We start from the raw sequence: 25,543 nt of genomic DNA, 5'->3' as shown, positions 1-25,543 counted from the left end.
GACTACTGGACCTTTCCGGTGGTGCCTGCGGTGGGGGTCTCGGTGGGCACGATCACCAGTAGAGGACGGACCAGCTGCTGGGTGGGTGCGAGCAGCTCGGCAAGCCGCTGCTCCTCATGAATACGGCGGGCGAACTTGCGCACTTTCGACTTCTGCACACCGACCAGCTCGAGGTTTTCGGCCTCGCTGTGCCACCGATTAGCCCGCCTCATCCAGGTCTTCAGGCGCTGTTCGGCCGCGGTCTCATGCTCGGAGAGCACCATGTACATCGCCTTCTGCGCATGCGTGACCGCAGTGGGGATCAGGTCCCGGTAGCGGGCGGCGTCGGCGACCGGCCCGGGGTTCGCCGAGCCCGGCCGGAGACCGGTGTCCTCGGTGAGAAGGCTCAGGTCCTCGCGGGTCTCGACCATGCAGAAGTCGGGGTTGGTCGGGTTGGGGAACTCCGCGGTGGAAAACACCCGTGAGATGAGCTGGCCGCGCTTGTTCATCAGGGTGCCCATCAGCAGCACCGTCGGATCGTCCACGTCGCCGCGGATCACGAAGATCTGGTTGCGGCCGAGCGCGCTCAGTGCCCGGTCGCTGGCCCAGTCCAGCACCGGATGCAGCGGGCCGAGGAAATGCGCCTCGGGCCAGGTGGTGTCGTTGATGCCCTTGCCCTCCCGAGCGATCCGCAGCTGGGCATCGCCGACGGCGGGGGAGGTTGCCAGCTTGAGACGTTCGAGGACGCGGCCGTGCTGCAGATAGTTCTGCGGCAGCTGCCCGAGGCGCTGACACAGATCGTTCGGGGGGATCAGTTCCGCGATGGAATGGGCCTTGTTGACTTTCCAGCCGACGCCCCCGCGTTCAGGCTTGCTGCCGGGCACGTCGTGGAACGCGGCGTGGAGGGCTTCGTCGAGGAAGGTGATGTCGTCCGGGTAGAGGCTCTGCCGGGGCGATTCCGGGAGCTGAGCCTTGCCGTCGTCGGCCGTGTCGAACTGCGCGAAGAACGCATCCAGGTCGTCGCCCTCGGCGACCTCTTCGACGCTGCGGATCTCCTCGTCGAGGCTGGACTTCCGCGCGAGGACGCTGCGGATCGCCGATTCCTCTTCGCTCACACTGTGTTTGCCCATGAGTGACGCGACGTCACCGAGGGTCGAATGCGCCTGATTCTCCCGCTCCAACAGGCGGGAGAGCACCCGTAGGTCGCCGGAGAAGTCCGGATCCGACGGTTCGAGGATCAGTGACGAGGTCACCGGAGGGTGCTTCTGCCCGTACCGGTCGATGCGGCCGTTGCGCTGCTCGATGCGGATCAGGCTCCACGGGATGTCGTAGTGGATCAGGTGGTGGCATTGCGCGTGCAGGTTCACACCCTCCGACGCCACGTCGCCGGTCACCAACACCCGAATCGGTGAGGTTTCCAGCTTGAAGCTGTCGACGATCTCCTGCTGCTCGACGTCGGCGAGGCCGCCGTGCAGCATCGCGATGTTCTCGGGTTGGAGCTTCAGCATCCTTGGCAGGTGCTCGGTGAGCCAGCGGAGGGTGGCGACGCGTTCGGCGAACACCACCGCCCGCGTGTCGGACTTCGGCCCGACACCGATTTCCTGGAGGCGGTCGACGAGGGCGGCGAACTTGCCGGCCGGCTCGTTGATGGCCTTGACGTTCAGTTGGTCGAGGGTGGCCAGGGCCTTCAACTCGATGCGCTGGTCGCGGTCGTGTTCGGAGAGCTTGCCGCGGCGCTGCTTGATGGACTCGGCGAGTGCGGCGGGGGAGGACAGGAACGCCTTCGCCAGTGTCCACGGGAACAGGCCCTTGGTATCACCGGAGTAGGGGGAGCTACCGGACTGCGGGTGCAGCCAGGTGTGCGAGAGTTCCGCGGCGACCGCATCTTCGGCGGCGGAGGGTCGGACCAGGCGATGTACCGGCTCGGCGCGCTCGGCCCAGTCGCTGCCCACCTCGGCGGCGACCTCCGGATGGTGCCGGTGCCGGCGGATCAACAGTGTTTCCACGTCCTGCTTGGTGAACGTGCCGTCCGGGGCCACTGCGGTTGGGTCCAGCAGCCGCAGCAGTTCCGCGAACGACTCCTCCTTGCCGTTGTGGGGGGTCGCCGAGGCGAGGATCAAAGCCTCGGTATTCGGGGCCAGTACCCGGGCCAGCTCGTTGTTCTGGGTGCCGACGTTGGTGAGGTTGTGCGACTCGTCGATCACCACCGCGTCCCAGTGCTGACGCTCGAGGTGCGCCTTGTAGCGGGGACTCTTGAGCGTGTCGATCGAGATGATCGCCCGCTTGAAATACGTGAACGGGTTCCGGGTTGCCGGCAGCTTCTGCCGAACCTTCTGGATACCCGCCGAGTCCAGCCGCACGAAGGGCAACGCGAACCGGCACCACAGCTCGTGCTGCATCTGTTCGAGCACGTGCTTCGGGGTGACGACGAGAATTCGCTCGCCGCGCCCGCGTCGCACCAGCTCCGACAGAATCATCCCGATCTCGAGAGTCTTACCGAGGCCCACGGCGTCCGCGATGAGGATGCGCGGGCGGATGTGCTGGGGATCGAGGGCTTTTGCCACCGCCGTGCGCTGGTACGCGAGCGAATCGGCAAGCATCTGCGTCGACACAGTCAGCGATTGGTCACCGTAAGGAACGGGGGTCTTGCGGAGCAGCGCCTCGAGCCACAACCGACTGTTGCGGTAGCCGGCGGAACCGTCGGCGACGACGTGGGCTTGCGCGGGGTCGAGGACCCGGATGTCGTCCAGACTCGAGTAGAACGCCGCAGTGGTGTCGGCCACCAGTTCGGAAAGGCCGCGGACGCGGACCAGCCACCCGTCGGAGCCCTGCTCGGCCTGAGTGACCAGCCATTCCTCGTCACGGACCACGACTATCGAGCCGGGCGCAACGTTGAGCTCCGCTGATGGTTCCAGTACGGACGGCTCGGCGGAATTCAACGTGGTGGTCACGTCGGCTCCCCACTTTCTGGTGTGTTCGACGAGCCGCGGCCCGTTAGGGGAAACGGTGCCGGCACCGTCCCTGGTGTCGTGTTGCTCGGGTCGATATCGAGACGTGTCGATCTTCTCGCGCGGTCTGGCAGATGCTTCAGTTGGGGGCTTGTCAATCGTCGCGGCAGAGTCATGCTCGTCAGGCCGGTTCACTTCGCCCGTGGCGATCAGTTCCGCCAGCACGATTTCCCGGAGCGTTTTCGCGTTCTTCAGATCTCTGAGGTACGCCATCTGAGCCTTGGTGCCCTTAACAAGGCCCTTTTCGTGACGCGCCTCTTGCAGCGCTTCGATGATCCGGTGACGGGACTCCTTGTTGGTCTCGAGCCATGATTCTCTGAGCGTGGGCCACGTCTCGTGAACGAACTCGACCGTGGGGCGGGCGCCATAGACGGTTCGCAGCGCGTCGGCCGCGCTTACATCCGGGTCGAATACGTCCAGGAGTTCACAGCAGAGGTCATGGAGAAGCGATGGCGGTAGATTCGACCACTTGAACTTGTACCTCGGCACCGCAATCCTCAAGCTTCCACGTGAACCGGTGTCGGACTTCGGTCCGGCCCCAGAGAAGACCCTGAGTCGAACATAGTTCTTATCGCAAGAGGAGTAGGCCACGTTAACCTGACGGCCCGACGGCGGTGATGCCGCGGTATTTCGCCAGGCACGCTCAGCGGCCTGGTGATCGCGCGGTCGCGCAGGAAGAATGGGTTGCGGCGGCGCAGACCCTCCCGATCAGGCCGATGGTGCGACTTGTCGGCCACCAACGCGTCCCAGTAGAACGCCGCCGTGGTGTCCTTCGCCGTTTCGGTGAAGCCACGCGCCTCGATGAGGCAACCGACGGAGCCTTGTTCCGCGGAGGTGACGAGCCATCCTTCGTCGCGAACCACGACGATCGAGCCGGGTGCGACGTTGAGCTCTTCGCTCGAGCCGGCGGTGGTCATACGGTGGATACTCCTGCGTTTCGACAGTGTGATGTATCAACTTAACGTTCCCAAACGAAAAATCTGTTACATGACCGGTTGGTGCGGTCTGTCGGATTGGTGTGCAAGGGTGCCGGCACGGTTTCTTGCAAGGAGGGGGAGTCTGCGTTGAGTGGGGCGTCGTTTCGGCAGCAGTGGCTGTCCGACCAGGAGTTCGAGGTCACGCGGCGACTGGAGAAGGCGTCCCTCGTAGTCGAGATCAACCTCGACGAGGACGAGATCCGCCGAGCTCAGGACATGTACGGGCGTCAAGCTGCGGGCATGCTGCGTCTCGGCAGGACAGCCGAGGACGTCATCGCGAAATTCCCGGCGCTGACCCTTGCGATTCTGGTCGGACAGGCCGCGCTGGGATACGAACAGCACCGCTATTGGGACGAGTTCTTCGCCCGACTCGACCTGCCGCGGGACCAAACCTTCGAGCACGCTCTGCGTAAGTCGCTGGATCGCTTGTTGACGCGTTTCAGCCTGCGTAAGTTCCCCGAGCTGAAGAACGACTACGTACAGTTGATGGCCCTGCACGCCGGCTTCCCGGTGTACTGCATGCGCGACATCATCGACCTCCTTGAGGAACGTATGGTCGCGGGCACGGAGGCAACCGGCGCGGCGATCATCGAGTGGTTGCGCGAACCGGGCAAGAAGCACCGGATGAACTCGCTGGATGTGCCGGTCCGCAACTTCATCCTGTACGGCGACCAGCTCGCGGTGGACATCCTCAACCGGATCATCGAGTTCGTCCAGTTCACGGTGGACAACGAGGGGTGGGCCGCTTCGGAGATCGACCTCGAGACGTCCACGACCGGCCTGCCGACGCTGCTGCTCGACAAGCTCATCGAGCTCCTGCGTGATCGGCCCTTCGGGAGTGGGCCGCGTCCCGTCACACCGCGAACCCGGCGTCGACGAAAACCGACGATTGCGTTCCTGCCGCTGGATCGGCAGATCGTCGTCGAGGTGCCGTACCCCGATGCCGAGCCCGACGTGCCGTGGCGTGTGTCGTTCGACGGAGTATCCCGGGAGGCTCTGGCCGAACGCGGATGGGGCGTGCGGGCCGACGAGGAACATCCGCCCACGCAGGTCCCTGTCACCGGTCCCGTCCGCGAGATCTTGCTGCAGCACGTACCCAGCGAGGAATCGGTGCAGCTCTCGGTGATCGACAAGGACGACCCGCTGCTGATCTTCGATCTCGATGGACGATGGATCCCTCGTCACACGGTGCTCCCACGCCAGTGTGTGCTCGCCGTGTACCCCAGCGATGCTCAAGTTGTCGACACGGCCACGGGGCATACGCTGATGCCGACCTTCACCCCCGACGTTCCTGTGGGCTGGACCGGTTGGTCCATCGCAGAGCTCGACCTCTCGACATGCAGATCCATCGTTCTGACTCGGCGCGGTGCGCGCGCGCTCGGCGGGGTTCGCACAGTCCGGGAGGCGACGACTCCCACCTTCGAACACGGCGAAGCCGTCGACGGGCTGCAGACCCTCAATGGTCTCACCGTGTACGGATCACGACCCGAAGTCACTCTGCCTGCCAATCCGGGCAAACAGGACATGATTTGGCGCATCCGTGTGAAACGCCCCGACTCGTCCGGCTGGATGGTCGATACCGAAGTTCACGGCACGGACGAAGAGCTCGTCGTCGATCCTTTCGAACCGATCGAGGACGCAGCGTTGGGTCTCTTCGAGGTCCACGTCTCGGGTCCGATCGGGTCGGATCTGCGGCAGCAGGAATTCCTGGCCGAAGGGATCTCGATCGAGTACACCCGGCCGTTCCGCTTTCCGGTAGCCGGGGGTCTCGCGGCAGTAATTGCCAGAGTGAGCAGCGAATGGGATCTCGCGGTACCGCACCCGCGCGTCGAGTTCGCGCCCGGTGACCGCGACAAGCTCGTGACGATCACGCAGCGTGAACGTACCTACCGGCTGCGAGTGACACCACCGTACGTGCAGATGCGCGTCGACCCGGTGGGCGCGGCCGCGGCATGGCGCACGGCAGCCGCAGTCCTCACGCCCGCCGAGCTGGACGAAGACCGGAACCTCGCTCTGCATGCCCCGAAGTCGGAGGCCGCAGTCTTCCAGCTGGAGACCGTCGACGGCGCACTGATCAAGGACGTCACTCCTGACACCCCGCACTATGACTACTTCCAGGCCCCCAGTCGTGTCTTCGTCGACGCTGCCCGGACGGCCGGTCAATGCCGCATCGTCGCCCTCGTCGACGACGAGCACGGCCGTGCGACGAAAATTGTTCTGGCACATATTCGACCGGCGGCGCTGTGTACGGGAATGACCGTCGATGACGGTGTCTTGGTGCTGGAGAATCCGGCCGAAGAGGAAGACCTCGCCGTCTATCTCTGGGCTCGCACCGCTCCGTGGCTGCCCGTGCAGACGGTTCAGGTCACCGATGGACGCGCCAAGCTGCCCGAAGGGCACGTCGATGCCGGGCCCCTGCTCGCGCACGTCTTCGTCGACGATCCGTGGGTGACGGTCACACCCCCGTCCTGGCCGGGGGACAACGCCCTCGAGGTCGACCAACCCGGATGGATGCACGACCCGTCGCGCGAACGCGACAACCTGTCACGATTCCTCGCCGGCGAAGGTCCGGCGCCGGCCGACGCCGTGAGCATGCCCGAGGTGTGGGCTGCGTTGGCTCTCCTTCCTCAGGATTCGGAAGACGTCCATACCCAGCAGTTGAGGTCCGCGCTGGGTCGTATCCTTTCCGAAAATCCGCGGGCGGCACTCGAAGCGCTCGGGAGTAGCACGATTCCGCTGCCGGAGATGATGGCACTCCTCATCCGTACCGGGCTGGTGTACCGCACTTTCGCGGCGGACTTCACGATGAACGACCTGCACCCGAATCCGTGGGTGGGGTGCATGATCGAGATCTCCGACCTACCTTCCCTGTACGACCGGCGCGACTACGTTGCAGCCGAGCGCGCGGAGACACTGGATTATCTGGAGGACAAGGGTGGAAAGACGCTCATCGAAGTACTGGTGAGAGGTAAGTCTGCCAAGCTCTACGGCGGTGTCTTCGACAAGGACACCATCCTGCTCGACGGAATGCCTGCATCGCAGGTCGAGTCGATCTTCGAACACGCTCGTCTCGTCCCGGGCGCCGTCCTCGACGAGGACACCCGTGTCAGTGCCGTTATCGACGCGTTCCACAATCGCAGGGCATGGATCGAGCAGGGATGGTCGCAGTCCTTCGGCTCGGCCACGGTGCGGACGCTCGACGTCATCAGACGCACCCGAGGACAGATCTACCGGGAAGTCGCCGCACGCAACGAGAAACTCGAGGGTGTCAGCACGGGGAAGCACCCTTGGATGTTGCTGTCCCTTCAGTCGCTGACCTTCGCTGTGCTGGCGCGCATGAAGGCCCACGACATGCTGCGGCACCCACCTGTCACATCCGACTTCGAGGAAGCGTGGGCCGTGATGGCCCGAATTTGCCCGGGTCTGGTGATGACAGACCTGCTCATCGCTGAAGCTCTTGTAACACACGCCTGCTACGGCAATCTGATCGGAGAGAACTGATGTCGACTCGACTCGACCCATTGGTCACTGCGCGCCAGATCGACGAGACGTACAAGCGGTACCTGAAGACACTGCTCGATCCGAGCGATCCGGCGATGGCGGCGGCATTCGATTCGGCGATCGACGAGACGCGTCTTCTCACCAAGGGACCGCTGCTGGAGCTGACCCCTCCGTATGCGCCGGGCAAGTCGATTCCGGAACTCATCGAGGAAGGGGTGCTCCAGCCCGGACTGACTGCGCTCTACAAGAACCCCGACGACCTGAGCCGGCCGCTCTATCAGCACCAGGAACGAGCGATTCGCAAGGTCACCTCGGGTCGCAACATCGTGGTGAGTACAGGTACAGGTTCGGGTAAGACCGAGAGCTTCCTGCTCCCGATCATCAATTCGTTGATCGCCGAACGTGAAGCCGGCACCCTCGGCCCCGGCGTGCGTGCTCTTCTGTTGTATCCGATGAACGCCCTCGCCAACGACCAACTGAAGCGCCTGCGCGGGATGCTGAAGGATCTTCCGGAGATCACTTTCGGGCGCTACACGGGTGAGACCGAACAGTATGCGGACAAGGCCGAAAGCCTTTACCGCACGACGAACCCGGGCCAGGATCCGCTCGCCAACGAACTACTCAGCCGGGAAGAGATGCGGGTCCGGCCCCCGCACATCCTGCTCACGAACTACGCCATGCTCGAATATCTGCTCCTGCGCCCGGCCGACCTCGACCTGTTCGACGGGCCCTACGCCGGTACGTGGAAGTTCATCGCGCTCGACGAGGCGCACGTCTACGACGGCGCCCAGGGCTCTGAGGTTGCCCTGCTCCTTCGACGCCTGCGTCAGCGCGTGGCGCCCGACTCGAAACTGCAGTGCATCGCGACATCTGCATCGTTGGACGGTGAGCCCGAGGAAGCGATGACTTTTGCGCGCAACCTCTTCCAGGCCGATTTCGAGTATGTCGAAGACGACCCGACACGCCAGGACCTGGTAACGCCGACACGCCTGGAACGACGTGAACCCGCGACGTGGAAGATGACGGACGACGAACTGCTCGAATGGTCCGCCCCCGGAGCGGATCTGACTGAGTTGGCGTCCCGGTCTCCCCACGGCGATGCGGCCGAGGCGTTGCACACGGAAAAGACCATCGTGTCGTTGCGTGAGGTCTTGGCCCCGGGCCCGCTGGACGCCTTCTCCCTGGCGGAGAGGCTGTGGCCGACCGACACGCGAGCGGACGAGAAGCTGCAGGCGCTTGTCACGCTCGGATCCTCCGTCGTCGATACGAGCGGAAATCCTGTGCTGTCCGCTCGCTACCACATGTTCGTACGAGCTACGGAAGGCGCCTTCGTCAGCTTCGGAGACGACGAACCGACTGTTCTGCTCGGCAGGCATGAGGTCGATCCGAAGACCCGTCGCGCGATGTTCGAGTTCGGCACATGCCAACGTTGTGGTGCCGTCCACCTTGCAGGGGACGTCTCCATCCGGAAGAACGGAAAGTTCTTCGTTCCCAGTGTGAAGAACGATGCGTCGGTCAAGTGGTTGGTTCTCACGGACGCGGCGGACACCAGTGTCGACGAGGACGAGGCCACCCTCGGCGACGATACGAATGCCCCGGAGTGGGGCGTTCGTTATCTGTGCACCGGTTGTGGGCTCTTGTGCGATTCGGAAGGAATGTGCCCGATCGCGGATTGTCCTGGTGGGGAGATTCGGCGTGTGCGCGAACACCGAGGCACCAAGAAGGTCATGAGTACATGCACCGAATGCGGAGCCAGTGCGCGACAGCTCGTTCGTCGTCTTCGCACCGACGTCAACGCTGCGCCCGCGGTCATCACGACGGCCCTGTACCAGCAGCTTCCCGTCGCTGTCGACGAGACCGTGAAGGAAGTCGGTGAAGGTCGCAAGCTGCTGATGTTCTCCGACTCACGGCAAGCGGCAGCGTTTGCAGCACCGTATCTCGGCCGCACCTACGGACGACTCCTCGAACGCCGCTACCTCACAATGGCGTTGCAGGATCGCAAGTACGCGGACGAGGACCTCACCGTCGAGGATCTGGCGCTCATCGCGCAGAAGAAGGCCAAAGCTACCCATCACTTTCCGCAGTCGGCCGGCCGCGTTGCGATGGAGAAGGCTGCCAACGAATGGGTCATGGGTGAACTCATGACCATGGATCACAAGCAGTCGCTCGAAGGACTCGGTCTCATGCGTGTTGCGGTCTCGCGTGAGGGGGTCACGCTGCCCCGGGGACTGACCCAGCTCGGCTTGAGCGAGGACGAGGCGTGGGCCCTCATCGACGAGCTGCTCAAGACGGTTCGCATGCAGGGTGCTGTGAATCTGCTCGACGAGGTCGACATCCGGAGCGAACGCTTCGAGCCGCGCAATATGCGTATTCGGATCACCCGTGTCGGATCCAATCCGAAGAGCAAGGTTCTTTCGTGGTTGCCCAGTGGCAGGGCCAACGGAACGAACAACCGTGTCCGCTTCATGTCGAAGGTGTTGACCGAACACGGGAAGGACCTCGATCCGGTCAAGGTGCTCGACGGCTGCTGGCGATTCCTTCTCGAGAACGGGTACATCAAGCACGAGCCCGACAAGTTCGAGGCCGATGCCTACCAGATCGAACACACCAAACTCGCCGTCCACAACGGTATGGACTGCGAGTGGTACCGGTGCGACACATGCCGGCGCGTCACTGCATTCAGCGTGCGGGGAGTGTGCCCCAACAGCAGCTGCGCAGGAAAACTCTTGCACTACGAGGTTCCGCCGCTCGACCGCGACACGAACCACTACCGGAACATCTACGGGACCCTCAACCCTGCACCGCTCGCGGCGAAGGAACACACCGCGCAGTGGACCGCTCGACAGGCCGCAGAGATTCAGCGCGAGTTCATCCAGGGCAAGGTGAACGTTCTGTCGTGCTCGACGACGTTCGAACTCGGCGTCGACGTCGGCGACCTGCAGTCCGTCGTGATGCGCAATATGCCGCCGAAGACCGCGAACTATGTCCAGCGTGCGGGACGTGCAGGTCGACGTGCCGCGTCGGCAGCGCTCGTCCTGACCTACGCGAACCGCAGCTCACATGATCTCGCGAAGTTTCAGGATCCCAAGTCCATGATCGCGGGCACCATGCGGATCCCGTGGATTCCGATCGAGAACGAGCGGATCGGACGTCGTCATGCACATTCTGTGGCGTTGGCGGCGTACTTCCGGCACGGCGTCGAGACGACAGGTAAGGCATGGGCTCAAGCTGGAGAGTTCTTCCGCCCGGCGCCCGGCAGTGACGCCTCTCCTGCGTCGCGCGTGAGAGATTTTCTCACCCCCGTTCCCGAGACCATGAAGAGTGATCTCCGTAGGATCCTCCCTCCGGACGTCCAGGAACAGATCGGTCTCGAGAACGACGACTGGGTGGCATATCTGTCGGACCTGCTCGACAAGGTCGAACAGGAGGTCGAGAACGACTTCCAGACCTTCCGAGAACTCATCGAGGAGGCGAAGAACGCCGAACAGTTCAGAATTGCCGATCACCTCCAGAAGACACTGCGCACGATCGAGGAGCGTCAGCTTCTCGGCTTCCTCGCGAACAAGAACATCCTCCCCAAGTACGGGTTCCCGGTCGATACCGTCGAGCTTCGAACGCAGCACTGCCAAGAACCGGTCGGCCGCAACCTCGAGCTGTCTCGGGATCTGAGTCAGGCCATCTACGACTACGCGCCTGGGAACCAGATCGTCGCAGGCGGCAAGGTGTGGACGTCGCGGGGTATCCATCGCGTGCCGAAGCGGGAGTTGGAGCAATTCGAGTACCGCGTGTGCCGGAACTGCGAACGGTTCGAGGCCGCCCACACGCTGGACGCAGGGGCAGTGTGCGCCGGGTGTGAGGAACCGTTCACCGCGATCAGGAAGTTCATCATCCCCGAGTACGGCTTCGTCGCTGACGGCAAGGCAACCGACGTCGGTACTGCCCCGCCCGAGCGGAAGTGGAACGGCGCAAGCTACGTCGAGGACATCGGTGAGGTGGTCGACACCTTCACTTGGACATCGACAGGCGGGCTCGCGGTCGAAGCGAAGGCCGGAGTTCGTGCTCGCATGGCGGTAATTTCGGAAGGCGAGGGGGCCGGCTTCCTTGTCTGCAAGTGGTGCGGATGGGCCACGGCACGGTCCGGCCGCAATACGCCACGCAAGCACGAGCGTCCTGCGACGGGTAAGCCCTGTGACGGTCCGCTCGATGTGGTCTCGCTCGCACACCGTTACGAGACAGACGTCGCCGAATTCACCTTCGGTGACGTCAACTACGACAAGGAGAGCGAGGCACGCTGGTTGTCGGTCCTGTACGCCTTGCTCGAAGGGGCGTCGAAGGTCCTGGAGATCAGCCGGGACGACATCGATGGAACGCTCTCGTGGAGCAGTGATGGGCGACGGAGCATCGTCCTGTTCGACACGGTGCCGGCCGGTGCTGGGGCGGCCAAGAAGATCGCGGAGAACCTCGGAGCCGTTCTCGCCGGCGCCATCGAGCGACTCAACTCGTGCGACTGTGGTGAGGAGACGTCGTGTTACGGCTGTCTGCGGACCTATAGGAATGCTCGCTACCACGACAAGCTCAGCAGGGGTGGCGCTCTTGAGATCTTCAAGGAGATCTCCATCGCCGGTGGAGTGTCGTCGCCGTGGCAGGACGCGCTCGCCCTCGTCGACAGCGAGGCTCGACCGTTACTGGCTCAGCTTGCGGAGGCCGGAGCCCCTGTGCCGGAGATCGGAGTCGAAGTTGGGGACGGGTGGCTCGTGGAAATCCTGTGGGAGAACCAGAAGATCGGAATTCTTACGGAAGACGACGCCGATCGAGATGATTGGTTGCGGGAGCAAAGTTTCTACTTTCTTCCTCTCGAAATGGTAGATACGGAGGAATTGATCGAAAAGCTGAAGCGGAGCTGAACCCAGGAGCTCCGGTGTGCAGATAGCAGTTCTGCGATGGTGGTAGTCATCTGAGCGGAGGGAGCAACGGTGTCGGCACAATCCGGCTGCGAGAAAGACGCGGTTCCCAGCGAACTCGAAGCATGGATGAGCGACGAGGAACGAAAGATTCGGGTGCGTCTCTCCGAAGTGGATCTTGTCGTTCGCGCAGACTTCGACGAGTCCGAGGTGCACCGCATTCAAGGCTTCTACGGAATTGCCGCACGTCGGCACCGTCGTGCAGGTGGGATGATCAGAGATTTCATCGATCGGTACCCCGCACTGACCATGACTGCCTTGGTCGGGCACGCGGCACTCGCCTACGATCATGGCAGGTACTGGGAGACATTCTGGGCGGAGCTCGACCTTCCTCGAACGCTTGCCTTCGAAAATTCGCTCCGGGAATGCGTCGAGCCGAACATCGATCGTTTCGGACTCGACGCGTTCCCGGAACTTCGGGGCCGATATGTGCAGATGCTCGGGGTGCACGCCGGAGTCCCTATTCACTGCATGGGTGCTCTCATCGAGGTGGCCGACGAGTACCTCCATCGTGGGCGTCACGCGTCGGGTGCCGGCCTTGTCGATTGGATCATGCGGTCCGAGAAGAATCCTCAATTGATGAGACTCGCGAAACCGGTCCGGAGCTTCGTCGCGTATGGAGGATCGTTCGCAATCGATGTTCTCGATTATCTCGTCAAGAGTGTTGACCGATTGCTGGATGATCAGAAGCCTGGCGATCTCGGCCTCGATAGTCCCAGCATTCCGAAGATTCTGCGAGACGGCGTCGAGGTTGCCCTAGAGGCCCATGTCGTCGGTAGGGCGGGGCCTGCGCACGGAACGTCCGCGATACGTGGGCGACGCCGATCGCCTGCGATTGTCTACGCGCCTCTTGACGATCAGATTGTCGTCGAACTGCCGCCCACCGAATTCGGCGATGGGGAGAAGTGGCGTGTGTCGGTCGATGGCGACACCACGGTCGTGACTCCACTCGGAGCGTGGGGACTCGATTGGCATGAATGGGCGCCTACACGGCTGCCAGTGCTGAAACCGGCTCGGGAACTCGTCATCGAATGTAACTCAACGGAATCGTCCTGGAAGATTCCGCTGGTACACGCGAAGGACCCAGTTCTCCTCTTCGATGGGGATGGCCGCTGGCTGAGGAACCAGGCGGCGTTGCCCAAGGGTGAGCTGCTGGTGGTTTACCCCGAACATGCGCGCCTCGTGGATGAGATCGCCGGCGTCGAACTCGAACCCTACGCATACCTCGGCACCCCCGGTGGGTGGAGAGGATGGCAAGCGGCTGCAGTGGACCTATCCGGCGCGATGTCGTTGAGGGTTGTGACCGAGGCACGAAAGGGAGTTCTACGGGGTGTCCGCGTTGTAGAGGTTCCACGGCTGGAATTCGGAACGGAGATTGTCGGCCTGACTACATCGAGCGGAATTGCCGTCTACTCCGAAAGGCCGCGACTTCGACTTCCGGGTCGTCGAGACGGTGACGACTCCTTGTGGCGAGTCGTTGTCAGAAGGAGCGATGACGGAAGTACGGTCGTCGACTCCACCTACGCGAGTGGCGCGGAACCTCGAACTGTGGATGCGTTGGCCGAGGTGACGGGTGACCTGGCGGGCCTCTTCCATGTTGTGATTACAGGGTCTGCCGGATCCAGTCTGCACTTCACGGTGTTCATCCTCGAGGGTGTCGAGATCGTGTCGGAGCGCTGGGTGCGTGTACCTGCTTCCGGCGGTGGATTGCAGTCGATGACGGCACAAGTGCACTCTCGAAGCTCGATTCGCCCTGCTCTGCGGCTTATCGACTTTGCCCGTGACGAGATCAAGCATCATGTCGAGTTCGTCACGGACGGTGTCACAAAATCCTTGATATTCACCCCGCCGCACGTGCGGATCCATGTTGGGGCTGTCGGGCAGGCCATCAGATGGCGGACATCGGTGCCGGTGCTCTTTCACGCCGATCTCGACGATCAATCCGTACTTGCGTTGAATGTGCCTGGATGCGTTGCGCTTCGCCTGGACCTGATCGACAAGGCCGGTGCCTCCCTCAAGTGGAACTGCCCCCGGAAGACTGTCGACGGCCACTTCGAAGCGGATCTCCGAGTCTTTACCAACTCAGCGCGGGTAGCCGGCGACTGCGTATTGGCGGCTGTCGCCGTGGCGGAGGACCAAAGAATCGCGCGCTTCACCGTCGCGCAGATTCGTCCGATCGGAAGCTGCCAGGAAGTCCGTGTCGAGGACGGTCAGTTGGTCTTCGACGGACTGCGGATCGTCGACGACCTCGCTGCATACATATGGTGGTCCACCGCCCCTTGGGCTGGAGCACGCGAAATCGCGGTGACGGAGACGTGTATTCCATTGCCGCGGGAGCTTTTGGGGGCGGGGAATCTCTACGTTCAGCTCCATATTTCTGATCCCTGGGTACAGGATGAGCCGCCCGAGTGGCCGGATGGACCGGTATTCGAGGTGGAACAGACTGGGTACCGGCGCGATCGGAACAAGAACCGTGAGCGACTTTCGAAGTACCTTGTACAAGGTGGTCGCCCGCCCACCAGCATGCAAATTATGCCCGAGATCTGGACGGTGCTGGCGCGCACGCTGAACGATCCCGAGGATGTCCATCGAGGACAGATGCGTCGTGAGTTGCTACGTGTTGTATCGAACAACCCCCGGACCGCGTTGGAAACGCTGGGAAATAGCACCATCCCCACGTCGCAATTGCCGTCGCTCGTCGTTCGAACGGAACTTGCCCGGGAGAGCTATAGTGCCGCGGTTACCTTGAACGAGCTCCATGCGAATCCGTGGGTGGGCTGCATGGTCGAACTTTCCGACTTGCCGTCGCTGTTTGCTCGACGACGCGTGGTCCGTAAGGAGCGATTGGACACGCTCGAGTACTTGGAGGAATACGGCGGAGAGCTTCTTATAAGGGCCTTGCGTTGCGGCGCACTCCCGGCTTCTTCCCGTCCGGAGCATGAGATTGTCGGCGATCTGGTGCGCTTAGGTGACGAAGCGTTGGAATACCTGGCCACGGAAATTCGCAGTGTGCCTGGCAGGCTACTCAGCCCCGAAACCAGATGGTCGGCGTATCTCGAAGCCTTCGACAAGAGGGCGATGTGGACAGACTTGGACTCACCGGAGGGCTTGAGTGTCGAAGCGCGTCATCTGAGCGCTGAGCTGGAGACGCACGCACCGGTGCTGTACACCGCGGTCTGCGAACGTCTCGCCGTATTCGACGAGCTAGGAGACGGCGCAGGATGGACGGCCATACCGGCCTTCAGCTTGGTTGCGGCGGGGCTGGCTCGGCTCGAAGCGCACAAAATCCAAGGAGATGTACTTTCTCCTGGTCTGGTCGAAAACTGGGGCAGAGTGGCGGAGCACTGTCCCATGTTGGTGACTACAGACCTGTTGTTTGCGGAGGCGATTGTGATGTTCGAGCTGCACGGTGACTTGATCACGGACCCTGCGAACGAAATCCGGTGAGGTGAGATGGTCGAGTGGCCCGAGGGAGAAGGTGCGTCGCGCAGTGAGATGTCCCGTGGGAACGATCGCCACGAGGACGCCAGGATCAATCCTTGATCCCCAGTTCTCTGAGTAGTGACTGGAAGATGGGGGATTCGTCGGCAGGCCATGCCAAGTCCCCAGTGCCCGGAGAGCCGGGTAGCGCCGCTTTGGCCGCTGGAAGAATGTCCGGGAATGCCTTGAGGAGGACCTCGATGAGCTGGACGGCCATATCTCGATCGAGCTGAATCGATTGGCTGCTCTTCGGCTTGGACTGGCGATAATCCGATCCGAAAGTGCTCAAGTGCAGAAGCCGAGTCCCGCCCTCGTCGATGATGCTGTAGTAGCAATCGACTTCCGTCGGATGAGCCTGGACCTTCTGCGTGCCTGCGGCGATGGAACGGATTCGAGCCATGCTCGTGATTGTAGCGATAGTCAAGATCGTCTCCGCCGGATGTGCCTTAAGAGCATGTCTCATTTGGCCAGTTTCTTGAAGCAGGTCAGCGCAGCAGCGAGTTGGAGAAAGGCAGCGAAGTGCTCACCGTGACGTTCGTAGCGCATCGTCAGCCGGCGATAGCCGCTCAGCCACGCCAGGGTGCGTTCGACCTTCCACCGGTAACGGCCGAGGCGCTCGCTGCTGTCGACGCCGCGGCGGGCGATACGCGGGACGATGCCCCGTGCCCGCAGCCACCGGCGGTGTACGGGATAGTCGTAACCCTTGTCCGCCCGCAACCGGCCGGGCCGGCGGCGACGCGGACCACGACGCGATCGCACCGCCGGAATCGCAGTGACCATCGGCTGCAGCATGACACTGTCGTGGGTGTTTGCCGAGGTCACCGCGGTGACCAGTGGGATACCATCGGCGTCGGAGAGGATGTGGATCTTCGAGCCGTTCTTGCCTCGATCGACCGGGCTGGGACCGGTCAGAGAGCCCCCCTTTTCGCCCGGACGTGCGCGGCGTCCAGGATCGCCGCGGACCAGTCCAGGTCCCCGCCGGCGCCGAGGCGGTCGAGGATTTGGCGGTGCAGCTCGTCGAACACCCCGGCCTTTGCCCAGGCCGCGAAGCGGCGGTGCGCGGTCGGGACGCTGACCCCGAACGACGGTGGCAGGTGCCGCCAGGCGCAGCCACTGGTGAGCACGTAGACGACGGCGGTGAACACCGCCCGATCATCGAGCGCCGCCCGGCCGCCGCCCTGCGGCCTCGGCGAGAACCGAGGCAGCAGCGGTTCGACGATCTCCCACAACGCATCCGGCACCAACCGAGTAGACAACGCATCGACCACGCCATGCATCATGCCGTACACAGGATCCGACCCATACAAGACACGCTCTTAAGGACCCATGCTCGGGGGCCGGGGTATCCGGGGGCCGGAGGCAGGAGGGATGTGCCGGGTCCAGCAAGCTGGGCTGATTACGTGTACGTACTAAACTCCTGCTCGTGGCTGTCAAGGTGAACCTGTCCGCGATCACGCGTCCCGCCGTTCTTTCCGCGATCAAGGAGTTCGACGAAGTGGGACAGGAAGAGTTTCTGCGCCGACGAGGCTACGCCGAAGCGCGGAACTTCAGACTGGTGTACCGCGGACGCTTCTACGATTCGAAGGCGATTGCCGGTGTTGCTCACGGGTACGCGACCGGCCACTTCAGCAGCAGCTCGGAATTCTCTGGAGGGCTGGCAACTGTCGCCGATTGCTTGAACGGACTGGGCTTTGTCGTCGACCACGGCGGCAAACACGCTCGTGGTGGACTGCTGTGGGACCTCGAGACGACTCAGGTCTTCACCCGGGGTGGCCGAAGTGCCGCATACAAATTTGTTGTGCTGCTCTGGGCAGTGGCGCACACCGACACATACCCCGGGTTGGTCCACTTCTCCGAAGTTCGGAAGGAGCTTGCCGAACTGTTGGCGCCGTTTGCGGTTGCCAGCTCTGCCCCGAATCCGGCGGATCCGTGGGTTGCGTTGCGGGGGAGCGGATGGTGGACGCTCGAGGTCCCCGAGGGGATCGATTCCGCTGAAGCTGGCCACCAGGTGTTGAGTGCGCTTGCTGTGAGGGAGGACCTTCGCGCCGGCCTCACAGAGTCGGTGCGCCACCGGCTCCGGGAGGCGGTGTGGCGAGACGAGGCGATCGCTGTGCTCACCCGTCGGATCGGCGAGTTGTCAAGTCACCGCCGGGTCCACGAGCTCATGAGATTGCTCGGAAACTGAACCCACTTGCACTGCGTTACGGATGATGCAGGACTGAATATCGACCTGACGGCCGAGATGATGATTCGGATCTCGGCGTCGTTCCTGATGGTGCCCGGTGACGTCCTCGGCACTCGACGACGCCGAACAACTGGCGGCGCTCGCGCGGCAGTTCGTCGTGCCGATGGTCGAGCGAGACTACGAATAGCGCCGGACTCTCTCGGGACTGCACGGTCGTTGTCGTGAGCAACCCGATACCCGAAATGGACACCTTGCATCGGTTCCAACCTGCTGGGACAGGTCCAAGCCGTCGACAACGGGTGCAAGCCCTGTGCGCCGGGAGGGACGGTGCGCACCTAGAATCCGTGCGTGGGCAACAAATCGGTCACCAGCTACGACGTCGCACGCGCCGCGGGCGTGTCGCAGTCGACGGTGTCCCGCGCCCTCCGGGGCGACCCGCGTGTCATCGAGGAGACCCGCGAGCGCATCCAGGCCCTGGCGAAGGAGATGGGTTACGTCCCGCACATCACGGCTCGGAGCCTGATCACGCGGCGGTCGTCGTCGATCGCGGTGGTCAGTGGTGACCTGCGGAACCCGTCGTATCCGACGCTGGTGAACACGCTGCAGGACCGGTTCGCCCAGCACGACTACCGAGTGCTGCTGATGAGCGACCGGACCGAGGGGTCGTTGGAGAAGGACATCCTGGCGCTGCGCGGCGGGCTGGTGGACGGGGTCGTGTTCATCTCGGCGCGGCTGGATTCGCCGATCGTGTCGGAGATGATCGACTGGAAGATCCCGCTGGTGATCCTCAACCGCGACGTCGACGGCAGCCAGGCCGGCCGGGTGGACCGGGTGACGTCGGACAACGTCGGCGGGGGTCGGCTCGTCGCCGACCACCTGATCGAGCTGGGGCACCGGCGCATCGGGCTGATCTCCGGCCCGCTGGAGAATCCGAGCGTGAAGCTGCGTGAGACCGGCTTCCGGGAGGGCCTCGACAAGCACGGCCATCCGCTGGACGAGACGCTTGTCCACCGCGGCGCGGTGGACGCCAAGACCGGTTTCGAGGGCGGCATGGAGCTGCTGAGCCGGCCGGACCGGCCGACGGCCGTGTTCTGCGCGACGGACTACATGGCCTACGGCACCCTCGACGCCACCAAACGCCTGGGCCTGCTCGTGCCCGACGACGTGTCGATCGTCGGCTACAACGACCTCGACGCGTCGGGTTGGTCGATGTTCGACCTGACGACGGTGCGCCAGCCCCTCGAGGACATGGCCTCGGCCGCCGCCGAACTGCTGCTCGCGCGGATCGACGGCGCGGCGGGTGCGCCGGTGCACCGGAACTTCGGGGTGGAATGGGTGCAGCGGGGGAGTGCGGCTCCCATCGGCCAAGCGGGACGTGCGCAGTCCGTCAAAGATCGTTAACCGGGGCAACAAGTCCGTTACCCTCGGTCTCCGATCCGGCAATAACTCCTGCATACATTCGAAGTCATAGCGAGCAGGGCAGTGTTGCCCCACCGCTTCTTCGAATCCCCGCAGCTTCAGGAGCGACATGGAAATCGGCGTCTTCATCCCCATCGGCAACAACGGCTGGCTCATCTCCAAGAGCGCCCCGCAGTACATGCCGTCGTTCGAGCTCAACAAGACGATCGTGCAGAAGGCCGAGAAGCACGGCCTCGACTTCGCCCTGTCGATGATCAAGCTCAAGGGCTTCGGCGGCGAGACCGAGTTCTGGGATCACAACCTCGAGTCGTTCACCCTCATGGCCGGCCTCGCGGCCGTCACCGAGAAGATCAAGCTGTTCGCCTCCACCCCGATCCTCACCCTGCCGCCGGCCATGGTGGCCCGCATGGCGTCGACCATCGACTCGATCGCCCCCGGCCGCTTCGGCGTCAACATCGTGACCGGTTGGGCGCCCAACGAATACACGCAGATGGGCCTGTGGCCGGGCGAGGAGTACTTCGGCTACCGCTACCAGCAGGCCACCGAATACGTGACCGTCATGCGGCAGCTATGGGCCGACGGCGTCAGCAACTTCAAGGGCGAGCACTACACGATGGACGAGTGCGTCCTCTCGCCGAGCCCCACCGGCGGCGCCGTGCCGATCGTCGCGGCCGGACAGTCCAAGAGCGGCATGAAGTTCGCCTCCGAAATGGCCGACTACAACTTCATCATGGGCACCGGCATCAACACACCCACCGCGATCTCCGACGCCACCGCCACCCTCGTCGAGGCGGCGAACAAGACGGGCCGCGACGTCGGCGCCCTGACGCTGTTCATGATCATCGCCGACGAGACCGACGAAGCGGCACAGGCGAAGTGGCAGGACTACCACGACAACGCCGACCTGGCCGCCCTCGGTTACATGGCTGGCCAGTCCGCCGCCGACGCGACCGCTGACGACGCCTCGACCGCCAAGACCATCTCCCTGCCCGAGGGCGCGGTGAACTTCAACATGGGCACCCTCGTCGGCTCGTACGAGACCGTCGCGAAGATGCTCGACGAGGTCGCCGAGATCGAGGGCATCAAGGGCATCATGCTCACCTTCGACGACTTCGTCGAGGGCATCGAGAACTTCGGCACCCGCATCCAGCCGCTGATGAAGAGCCGCACCACCGTTCAGGCCGAAGCCGCCTGACCCCGAGCGGCGGGTGGGGGCGCGTGCACCGATCCGCGCCCCCACCCGCCACCCCACACCCGGAGGTTCCCTCTTGCATCCGCGCACCCTCGACGTCGCGATCGTCCAAGCCGGCGAACTCACCGAGGACCTCCTCGGCAACCTGGCCCGGCTCGCCGCCCTCGTCCGCACCGCCGCCGCACCCGACGCGTCCGGCGCCGTCCCCGACCTGGTGGTGCTGCCCGAACTGATCACCACCCCCTACTTCTGCACCAGCCGCGACGTGGACCGCACCCCCTGGGCGCAGACCGTCCCCGGCGAGGCCACCACGCTGTTCGGCGACCTCGCCCGCGAACTCGGCTGCGCCATCGCCTTCGGCCTGTTCGAGCGCACCGCGCACGACGTCACCCACAACTCCGTCGTGCTGATCGACCCGGCCGGTGAGGTCGTCACCTGGCGCACCCCCGACGGCGGCGTAGTGCCCGCCTACCGCAAGCTCTCGCTGCCCGCGAGCAAGGTCGGCGACGTCGACATCGACGAGAAGTACCACTTCGCGCCCGGCCAGGCCCCGGCCACCGCCGACCTGTTCGGCACCCGCTTCGGCTGCGTCATCTGCTACGACCGCACCTTCCCCGAGTATTGGGCCGTCGCCCGCGCGCTCGGCGCCGAGGTGATGCTCGCGATCGTCTCGTCCCTCGGCACCCGCGAAGACCTGTTCCTCGCCGAGCTGCAGACCCGCGCCCTCGAATCGCAGATGTGGATCGTCGCCGCCAACCGTGCCGGGCCGGAAACCCTCAACGGCGTGACCGTCGACTACTTCGGCCTCTCGTGCGTCATCGCCCCGAACGGCGAGATCGTCGCGCAGGCGCCCGCGCACCGGGCGGGGGAGACGCTGCGCTTCACCCTCGACCTCGACGCCGTCCCGGCCGTGCGCGCGGCCTTCCCGCTGGTCCGCGACCGTCGCCCCGGCGTGCTGCGCCTGCTCGCCGACCTCACCGCCGGCACCGTCCGGTCCGCGCCGCTGCCCCGGCCCAGTGCCCTGCCGCTGGAGGTGAGCGGGTGACCACCACCGACTATCCCGACCTCACCGCCGCCGCGGCCACCTCCGTCGACGACCTGCTGCCGCAGGCCCGCGCCGACATGGCACCCCTGCTCGAGACCTCCCGGCTCGCGCCGCTGCCGCCCGCACCCGACGCGCCGGCCGCCGAGCCCGCCCACTCCGTCGCGCTGCTCGCCGCGAGCCCCGTCCCGGTCCCGCCCGTCCGTGCCCCGGCGCACCGCGCGCGCACCGACGCGGCGCTGCACGACCTCGGCGTGCTCGACCTGCTCGCCGCCTACGCCGCCGGCACCACCACGCCCACCGCGGTGCTCGCCGCGCTGCGCACCCGCTGGGCCGACCCGGCGCTCGTCGGCGGGGCGATCCTCGCCGTCGTCGACGGCGCCGACGAGGCCGCCGCCGACGCCACCCGTCGCTGGTGCGACGGTACCGCCCGCCCGCTCGAGGGCGTCTTCTTCGGCGTCAAGGACATCATCGACGTCGCCGGCGCGCCCGTCACCGCGGGCTCGCACACCACCGGCGACCGCGTCGCCGTCACCGACGCCACGGCCGTCGCCCGGCTGCGCGCCGCCGGCGCCATCCCCGTCCTGATCACCGCGACCACCGAATTCGCCTGCGGCGCCCCGCACAACGCCCGCTACGGGGCCGTCACCAACCCGTGGGACCGCAGCCGCTGGACCGGCGGCTCGTCGACCGGCTCGGCCGGTGCCCTCGTCGCGCGCCTCGTCCCGCTCGCGCTCGGCACCGACACCGGCGGCTCGATCCGCGTGCCCAGCGCCCTGTGCAACCTCACCGGCATCAAGCCCACCTACGGGCTCGTTCCGCGCACGGGTGTCGCGTCGTTGTCGTGGACCCTCGACCACATCGGGCCGATGGCGCGCTCCGCCGCCGACCTGCGCGTCGTCCTCGACGTCCTCGCCGGCCCCGACGGCCTCGACCCCGCCGCGGCCCCGGATGCGGTGGCGCGGCAGGTGCAGGCCGGCCTCGCCGACCCCGGCACGTCCGGCGCGCCGTCGCTGGCCGGGGTGCGGCTCGGCATCCCCACCACGTGGTTCACCGAGCTGTGCGACGCGGGCGTGCTGGCCGCGTGGGAGGCGGCCGTCGCCGCGCTGCGGGGCCTGGGCGCCGAGGTGGTGCCCGTCGACATCCCCGACGCCCACCGCCTGCACGACGACGTCACCATCGTGCTCACCTGCGAGCTCGCCGCCAACCAGGAGGGCGCGCTGGCGCGGTTCGCGCAGTACGACATCGGCACCCAGGTGCGCATCGCGCGCGGGCTGGTGCCGTCGGCGGTGGGCTACCTGCGTTCGCTGCGGCGCCGTGCCGGCGCCCAGCGCGCGACGCTGCAGACCTTCGACGCTGCCGGGATCGACGCGTTCGTCACCCCGGGCATCGGGGCGACGGCTGCGCGGCTGTCGGACGTCACCGTCGAGATCGACGGCGTGCGCCACCCCATGCAGTCGATCGTCGGCCGCAACACCGGGCTGTTCGACTACCTCGGCCTGCCCGCGGCGATGGCCCCGGCCGGTTTCGTCGACGGCCTGCCCGTCGGCGTGCAGATCGTGGGCCGGCCGTGGGCCGACGACACGTGCCTGCGCCTGGCGCACGTGCTGCAGACCGTCACCGGCGTCCACGAGCGTCGCGCCGATGGATAGCGTTGCCGCACGGCATCATCCGCATCCGTGGCGGGTGTTCGCGGCCACCAGCGTCGGCGTGGTCGCGGTGTTCCTCAGCATCAGCGGCCTCACCGTCGCGCTGCCCACCGTCACCCGCGAGCTGGGTGCCTCGGCGGCGCAGTCGACGTGGATCCTGTTGGGCTACATGCTCGTCACCACCGCATTGATCCTCGTGTTCGGCCGGCTCGCCGACATCGTCGGCCGTCGCCCGTTGTATCTGGCGGGGCTGGCGGTGTTCACGGTCGCGACCGGGCTGTGCATGCTCGCGCCGACCGCCGGGTGGCTGATCGCGGCGCGGGTGCTGCAGGGCGTCGGGGCGGCGGCCGTCGTCACCAACAACACGGCGCTGCTCACCGACACCTTCCCGCCGCACAGCCTGGGCCGGGCCCTCGGCTGGAACGCGACCGTCGCGGCCGTCGCGCAGGTCGTCGGGCCGGTGATCGGCGGTGCGGCGACGGCCGCATTCGGCTGGCGCGGGCTGTTCGTCGTCGTGCTGCCGGTGGGGGTGCTCGCGATCGCGTCGTCGCTGCTGGTGATCCCGCGCGGCACCCGCCGTCGCATCGAGCGTGAGCCGTTCGACCTGGCGGGAGCGGTGCTGTCGACCGCGCTGCTGACCGCCGTCGTGCTGGCGCTGACACCGGGGGTGACGTCGTCGCCGTGGTTGCCGTGGGCGTGCGGCGCCGCGAGCCTGGTGCTCGGCGCGGTGTTCGCGGCGGTGCAGATCCGTCGCGCCCACCCGCTGGTGGACCTGACGCTGTTCCGCAACCGCGGCATCGCGCTCGTCCTCGTGGCGGTGCTCGTCAACGCCGTCGCCACTTACGCGGTGACGCTGCTCGTGTCGCTGTACGGGCAGGCGGTGGGCGGGATCTCGGCCGTCGCGGCCGGGCTGCTGGTGATGCCCGTCGCGGTGGGAACCGTCGTCGCGGCCGCCGCCGCGGGCTCGCTCATGCTGCGCTTCACCCCGCGCACGCTGACCGCCACGGGCATGGCGCTCAACGCCGTCGGGCTGCTCGGCGTCACCCTGATGCTCTCGCCGGACGGCGGCTCGCTCGGGGCGACGGCGCCGTTCCTGTTCGTCCTCGGCTGCGGCACCGGCCTGTTCATGACCCCGAGCACCAGCGCGCTGATGCTCACCGCGCCTGCGGAACGTCGCGGGATCGCCAACGGGCTGCGCTCGACGCTGCAGAACGTCGGCTACCTGCTCAGCACCGCGCTGGCGCTGGCCGTCGCGACCGTCGGGCTCAGCGCCACCGCGCGGCAGGCCGCGTACGGCGGCACCCTCGGCACGCTCGGCAGCGCCGAGCTGGCGCGGTTCGTCGACAACGTCCGCGCGGTGGGTCTCGCGCTCACCGTCGTCGCCGCCGCGGGCGTCGCCGTGTGCCTGGCTTTCCCGCCCCGGAACGCCGCCGCACCCGCCGCCGTGCGTCCCCTCGAACCCGTCACGACCCTGAAGGACATCGCATGACGCTCGCCGACCGCACCGCCCAGGCGGCCGACTACGCCCGCGCCGGCTTCGGGCAGGAGCTTCAGCCCGGCACCCGCCCGGCCCTGATCGTCGTCGACCCGGCCCGCGCCTACATCGACCCGGACTGCCCGCTCTACGCCGGGGTGGAGGGGAACGTCGCGGCGATGCGCACGCTGCTCGCCGACGCCCGCGCCGCCGGCATCCCCGTCGTGATCACCGAGGTGCGGCTGCGCGCCGACGGCGCCGACGCCGGGGTGTTCTTCAAGAAGTCGGGCACGCTCGTCGCGTTCTGCGAGGGCAGCCCGTACGGGGAGCTCATCGACGGCCTCGAGCCGACGTGCGCCGAGCTGCTCGTGACGAAGAAGTACGCGAGCGCGTTCTTCGGGACGTCCCTGAATTCGTACCTGACGTCGCTCGGGGTGGACACCGTCCTCATCGCCGGCCTGTCCACGAGCGGCTGCGTGCGCGCGACGACCCTCGACGCGATGCAGCACGGCTACATTCCCATAGTCGTGGAAGACGCCGTGGGCGACCGGGATCCGGCCATCCACCACTCGAACCTGTTCGACATGCAGCAGAAGATGGCCGAGGTCTGGCCGCTGACCCGCGCCCAGTCCTACCTCGCCCGTGCGTGATTCCGGTAGCTCTGGCTACCAGAAAC

The 25,543-nt window shown here is 65.5% G+C and carries 14 protein-coding genes; 10 read left to right on the top strand and 4 right to left on the bottom strand.

The annotated features are described in order from the left end of the window. Nucleotides 1–2: 2 nt before the first annotated feature. Nucleotides 3–2,849, bottom strand: a complete 2,847-nt coding sequence (locus tag A4U64_RS15055) for a helicase-related protein (RefSeq protein WP_084648646.1) — start codon at nt 2,847–2,849, stop codon at nt 3–5. A 635-nt stretch (nt 2,850–3,484) separates the two neighbouring features. Beyond that, nucleotides 3,485–3,904 (bottom strand): hypothetical protein, encoded by a 420-nt coding sequence (locus A4U64_RS28540; RefSeq protein WP_198163303.1) that lies wholly within the window; start codon nt 3,902–3,904, stop codon nt 3,485–3,487. Nucleotides 3,905–4,051: 147 nt separating this feature from the next. Here A4U64_RS28540 and A4U64_RS15045 point away from each other — a divergent pair, with 147 nt between their 5' ends. The 3 genes from A4U64_RS15045 to A4U64_RS28240 all read left to right on the top strand — a co-directional run bounded on the left by A4U64_RS15045 (nt 4,052) and on the right by A4U64_RS28240 (nt 15,873). Then, a complete protein-coding gene (locus A4U64_RS15045; protein ID WP_065922758.1) occupies nt 4,052–7,465 on the top strand; it encodes a hypothetical protein in 3,414 nt (1,137 codons plus the stop codon). Beyond that, entirely contained in the window at nt 7,465–12,369 is a 4,905-nt protein-coding gene (locus A4U64_RS15040) for a DEAD/DEAH box helicase (RefSeq protein ID WP_065922757.1), read from the top strand. The genes A4U64_RS15045 and A4U64_RS15040 overlap by 1 nt, the downstream gene beginning before the upstream one ends. A gap of 69 nt (nt 12,370–12,438) precedes the next feature. Further along, entirely contained in the window at nt 12,439–15,873 is a 3,435-nt protein-coding gene (locus tag A4U64_RS28240) for a hypothetical protein (RefSeq protein ID WP_157127586.1), read from the top strand. Nucleotides 15,874–15,958: 85 nt separating this feature from the next. On the opposite strand, the gene A4U64_RS15030 is transcribed toward A4U64_RS28240, so the two are convergent. Continuing rightward, nucleotides 15,959–16,306, bottom strand: coding sequence for a hypothetical protein (locus A4U64_RS15030; RefSeq protein ID WP_065922755.1), 348 nt, complete (start codon nt 16,304–16,306; stop codon nt 15,959–15,961). A 59-nt stretch (nt 16,307–16,365) separates the two neighbouring features. Beyond that, a protein-coding gene (locus A4U64_RS27770) for an IS5 family transposase (protein WP_232334199.1) occupies nt 16,366–17,183 on the bottom strand; the annotation gives its coding sequence in 2 pieces (ribosomal slippage) (nt 16,366–16,824 and nt 16,827–17,183; 816 coding nt in all). A gap of 146 nt (nt 17,184–17,329) precedes the next feature. Between A4U64_RS27770 and A4U64_RS15015 the strand changes: the two genes are divergently transcribed. The 7 genes from A4U64_RS15015 to A4U64_RS14985 all read left to right on the top strand — a co-directional run bounded on the left by A4U64_RS15015 (nt 17,330) and on the right by A4U64_RS14985 (nt 25,517). Further along, a complete protein-coding gene (locus tag A4U64_RS15015; protein WP_232334085.1) occupies nt 17,330–18,091 on the top strand; it encodes a hypothetical protein in 762 nt (253 codons plus the stop codon). A gap of 348 nt (nt 18,092–18,439) precedes the next feature. Further along, a complete protein-coding gene (locus tag A4U64_RS15010) occupies nt 18,440–19,492 on the top strand; it encodes a LacI family DNA-binding transcriptional regulator (protein ID WP_065922753.1) in 1,053 nt (350 codons plus the stop codon). 127 nt (nt 19,493–19,619) lie between these two features. Continuing rightward, nucleotides 19,620–20,705 (top strand): pyrimidine utilization protein A, encoded by a 1,086-nt coding sequence (gene rutA / locus A4U64_RS15005; RefSeq protein WP_050034983.1) that lies wholly within the window; start codon nt 19,620–19,622, stop codon nt 20,703–20,705. A gap of 73 nt (nt 20,706–20,778) precedes the next feature. Beyond that, entirely contained in the window at nt 20,779–21,747 is a 969-nt protein-coding gene (locus A4U64_RS15000) for a carbon-nitrogen hydrolase family protein (protein ID WP_065922752.1), read from the top strand. Further along, nucleotides 21,744–23,396, top strand: coding sequence for an amidase (locus tag A4U64_RS14995; RefSeq protein ID WP_065922751.1), 1,653 nt, complete (start codon nt 21,744–21,746; stop codon nt 23,394–23,396). The genes A4U64_RS15000 and A4U64_RS14995 overlap by 4 nt, the downstream gene beginning before the upstream one ends. Further along, nucleotides 23,389–24,882: an MFS transporter gene (locus tag A4U64_RS14990; protein WP_065922750.1), complete on the top strand. Its 1,494-nt coding sequence runs from the start codon at nt 23,389–23,391 to the stop codon at nt 24,880–24,882. Before A4U64_RS14995 ends, A4U64_RS14990 begins: the two co-directional genes overlap by 8 nt. Continuing rightward, nucleotides 24,879–25,517 carry an isochorismatase family protein gene (locus tag A4U64_RS14985; RefSeq protein WP_065922749.1) on the top strand — a complete coding sequence of 213 codons (639 nt, stop codon included), beginning with the start codon at nt 24,879–24,881 and terminating at the stop codon, nt 25,515–25,517. Before A4U64_RS14990 ends, A4U64_RS14985 begins: the two co-directional genes overlap by 4 nt. The last annotated feature ends 26 nt before the right edge of the window (nt 25,518–25,543 follow it).

Origin of the sequence: Rhodococcus sp. WB1 (assembly GCF_001700945.1) — a bacterium.
Taxonomy (GTDB): domain Bacteria; phylum Actinomycetota; class Actinomycetes; order Mycobacteriales; family Mycobacteriaceae; genus Rhodococcus; species Rhodococcus aetherivorans.
This window is presented reverse-complemented; position numbering and strand designations above follow the sequence as displayed.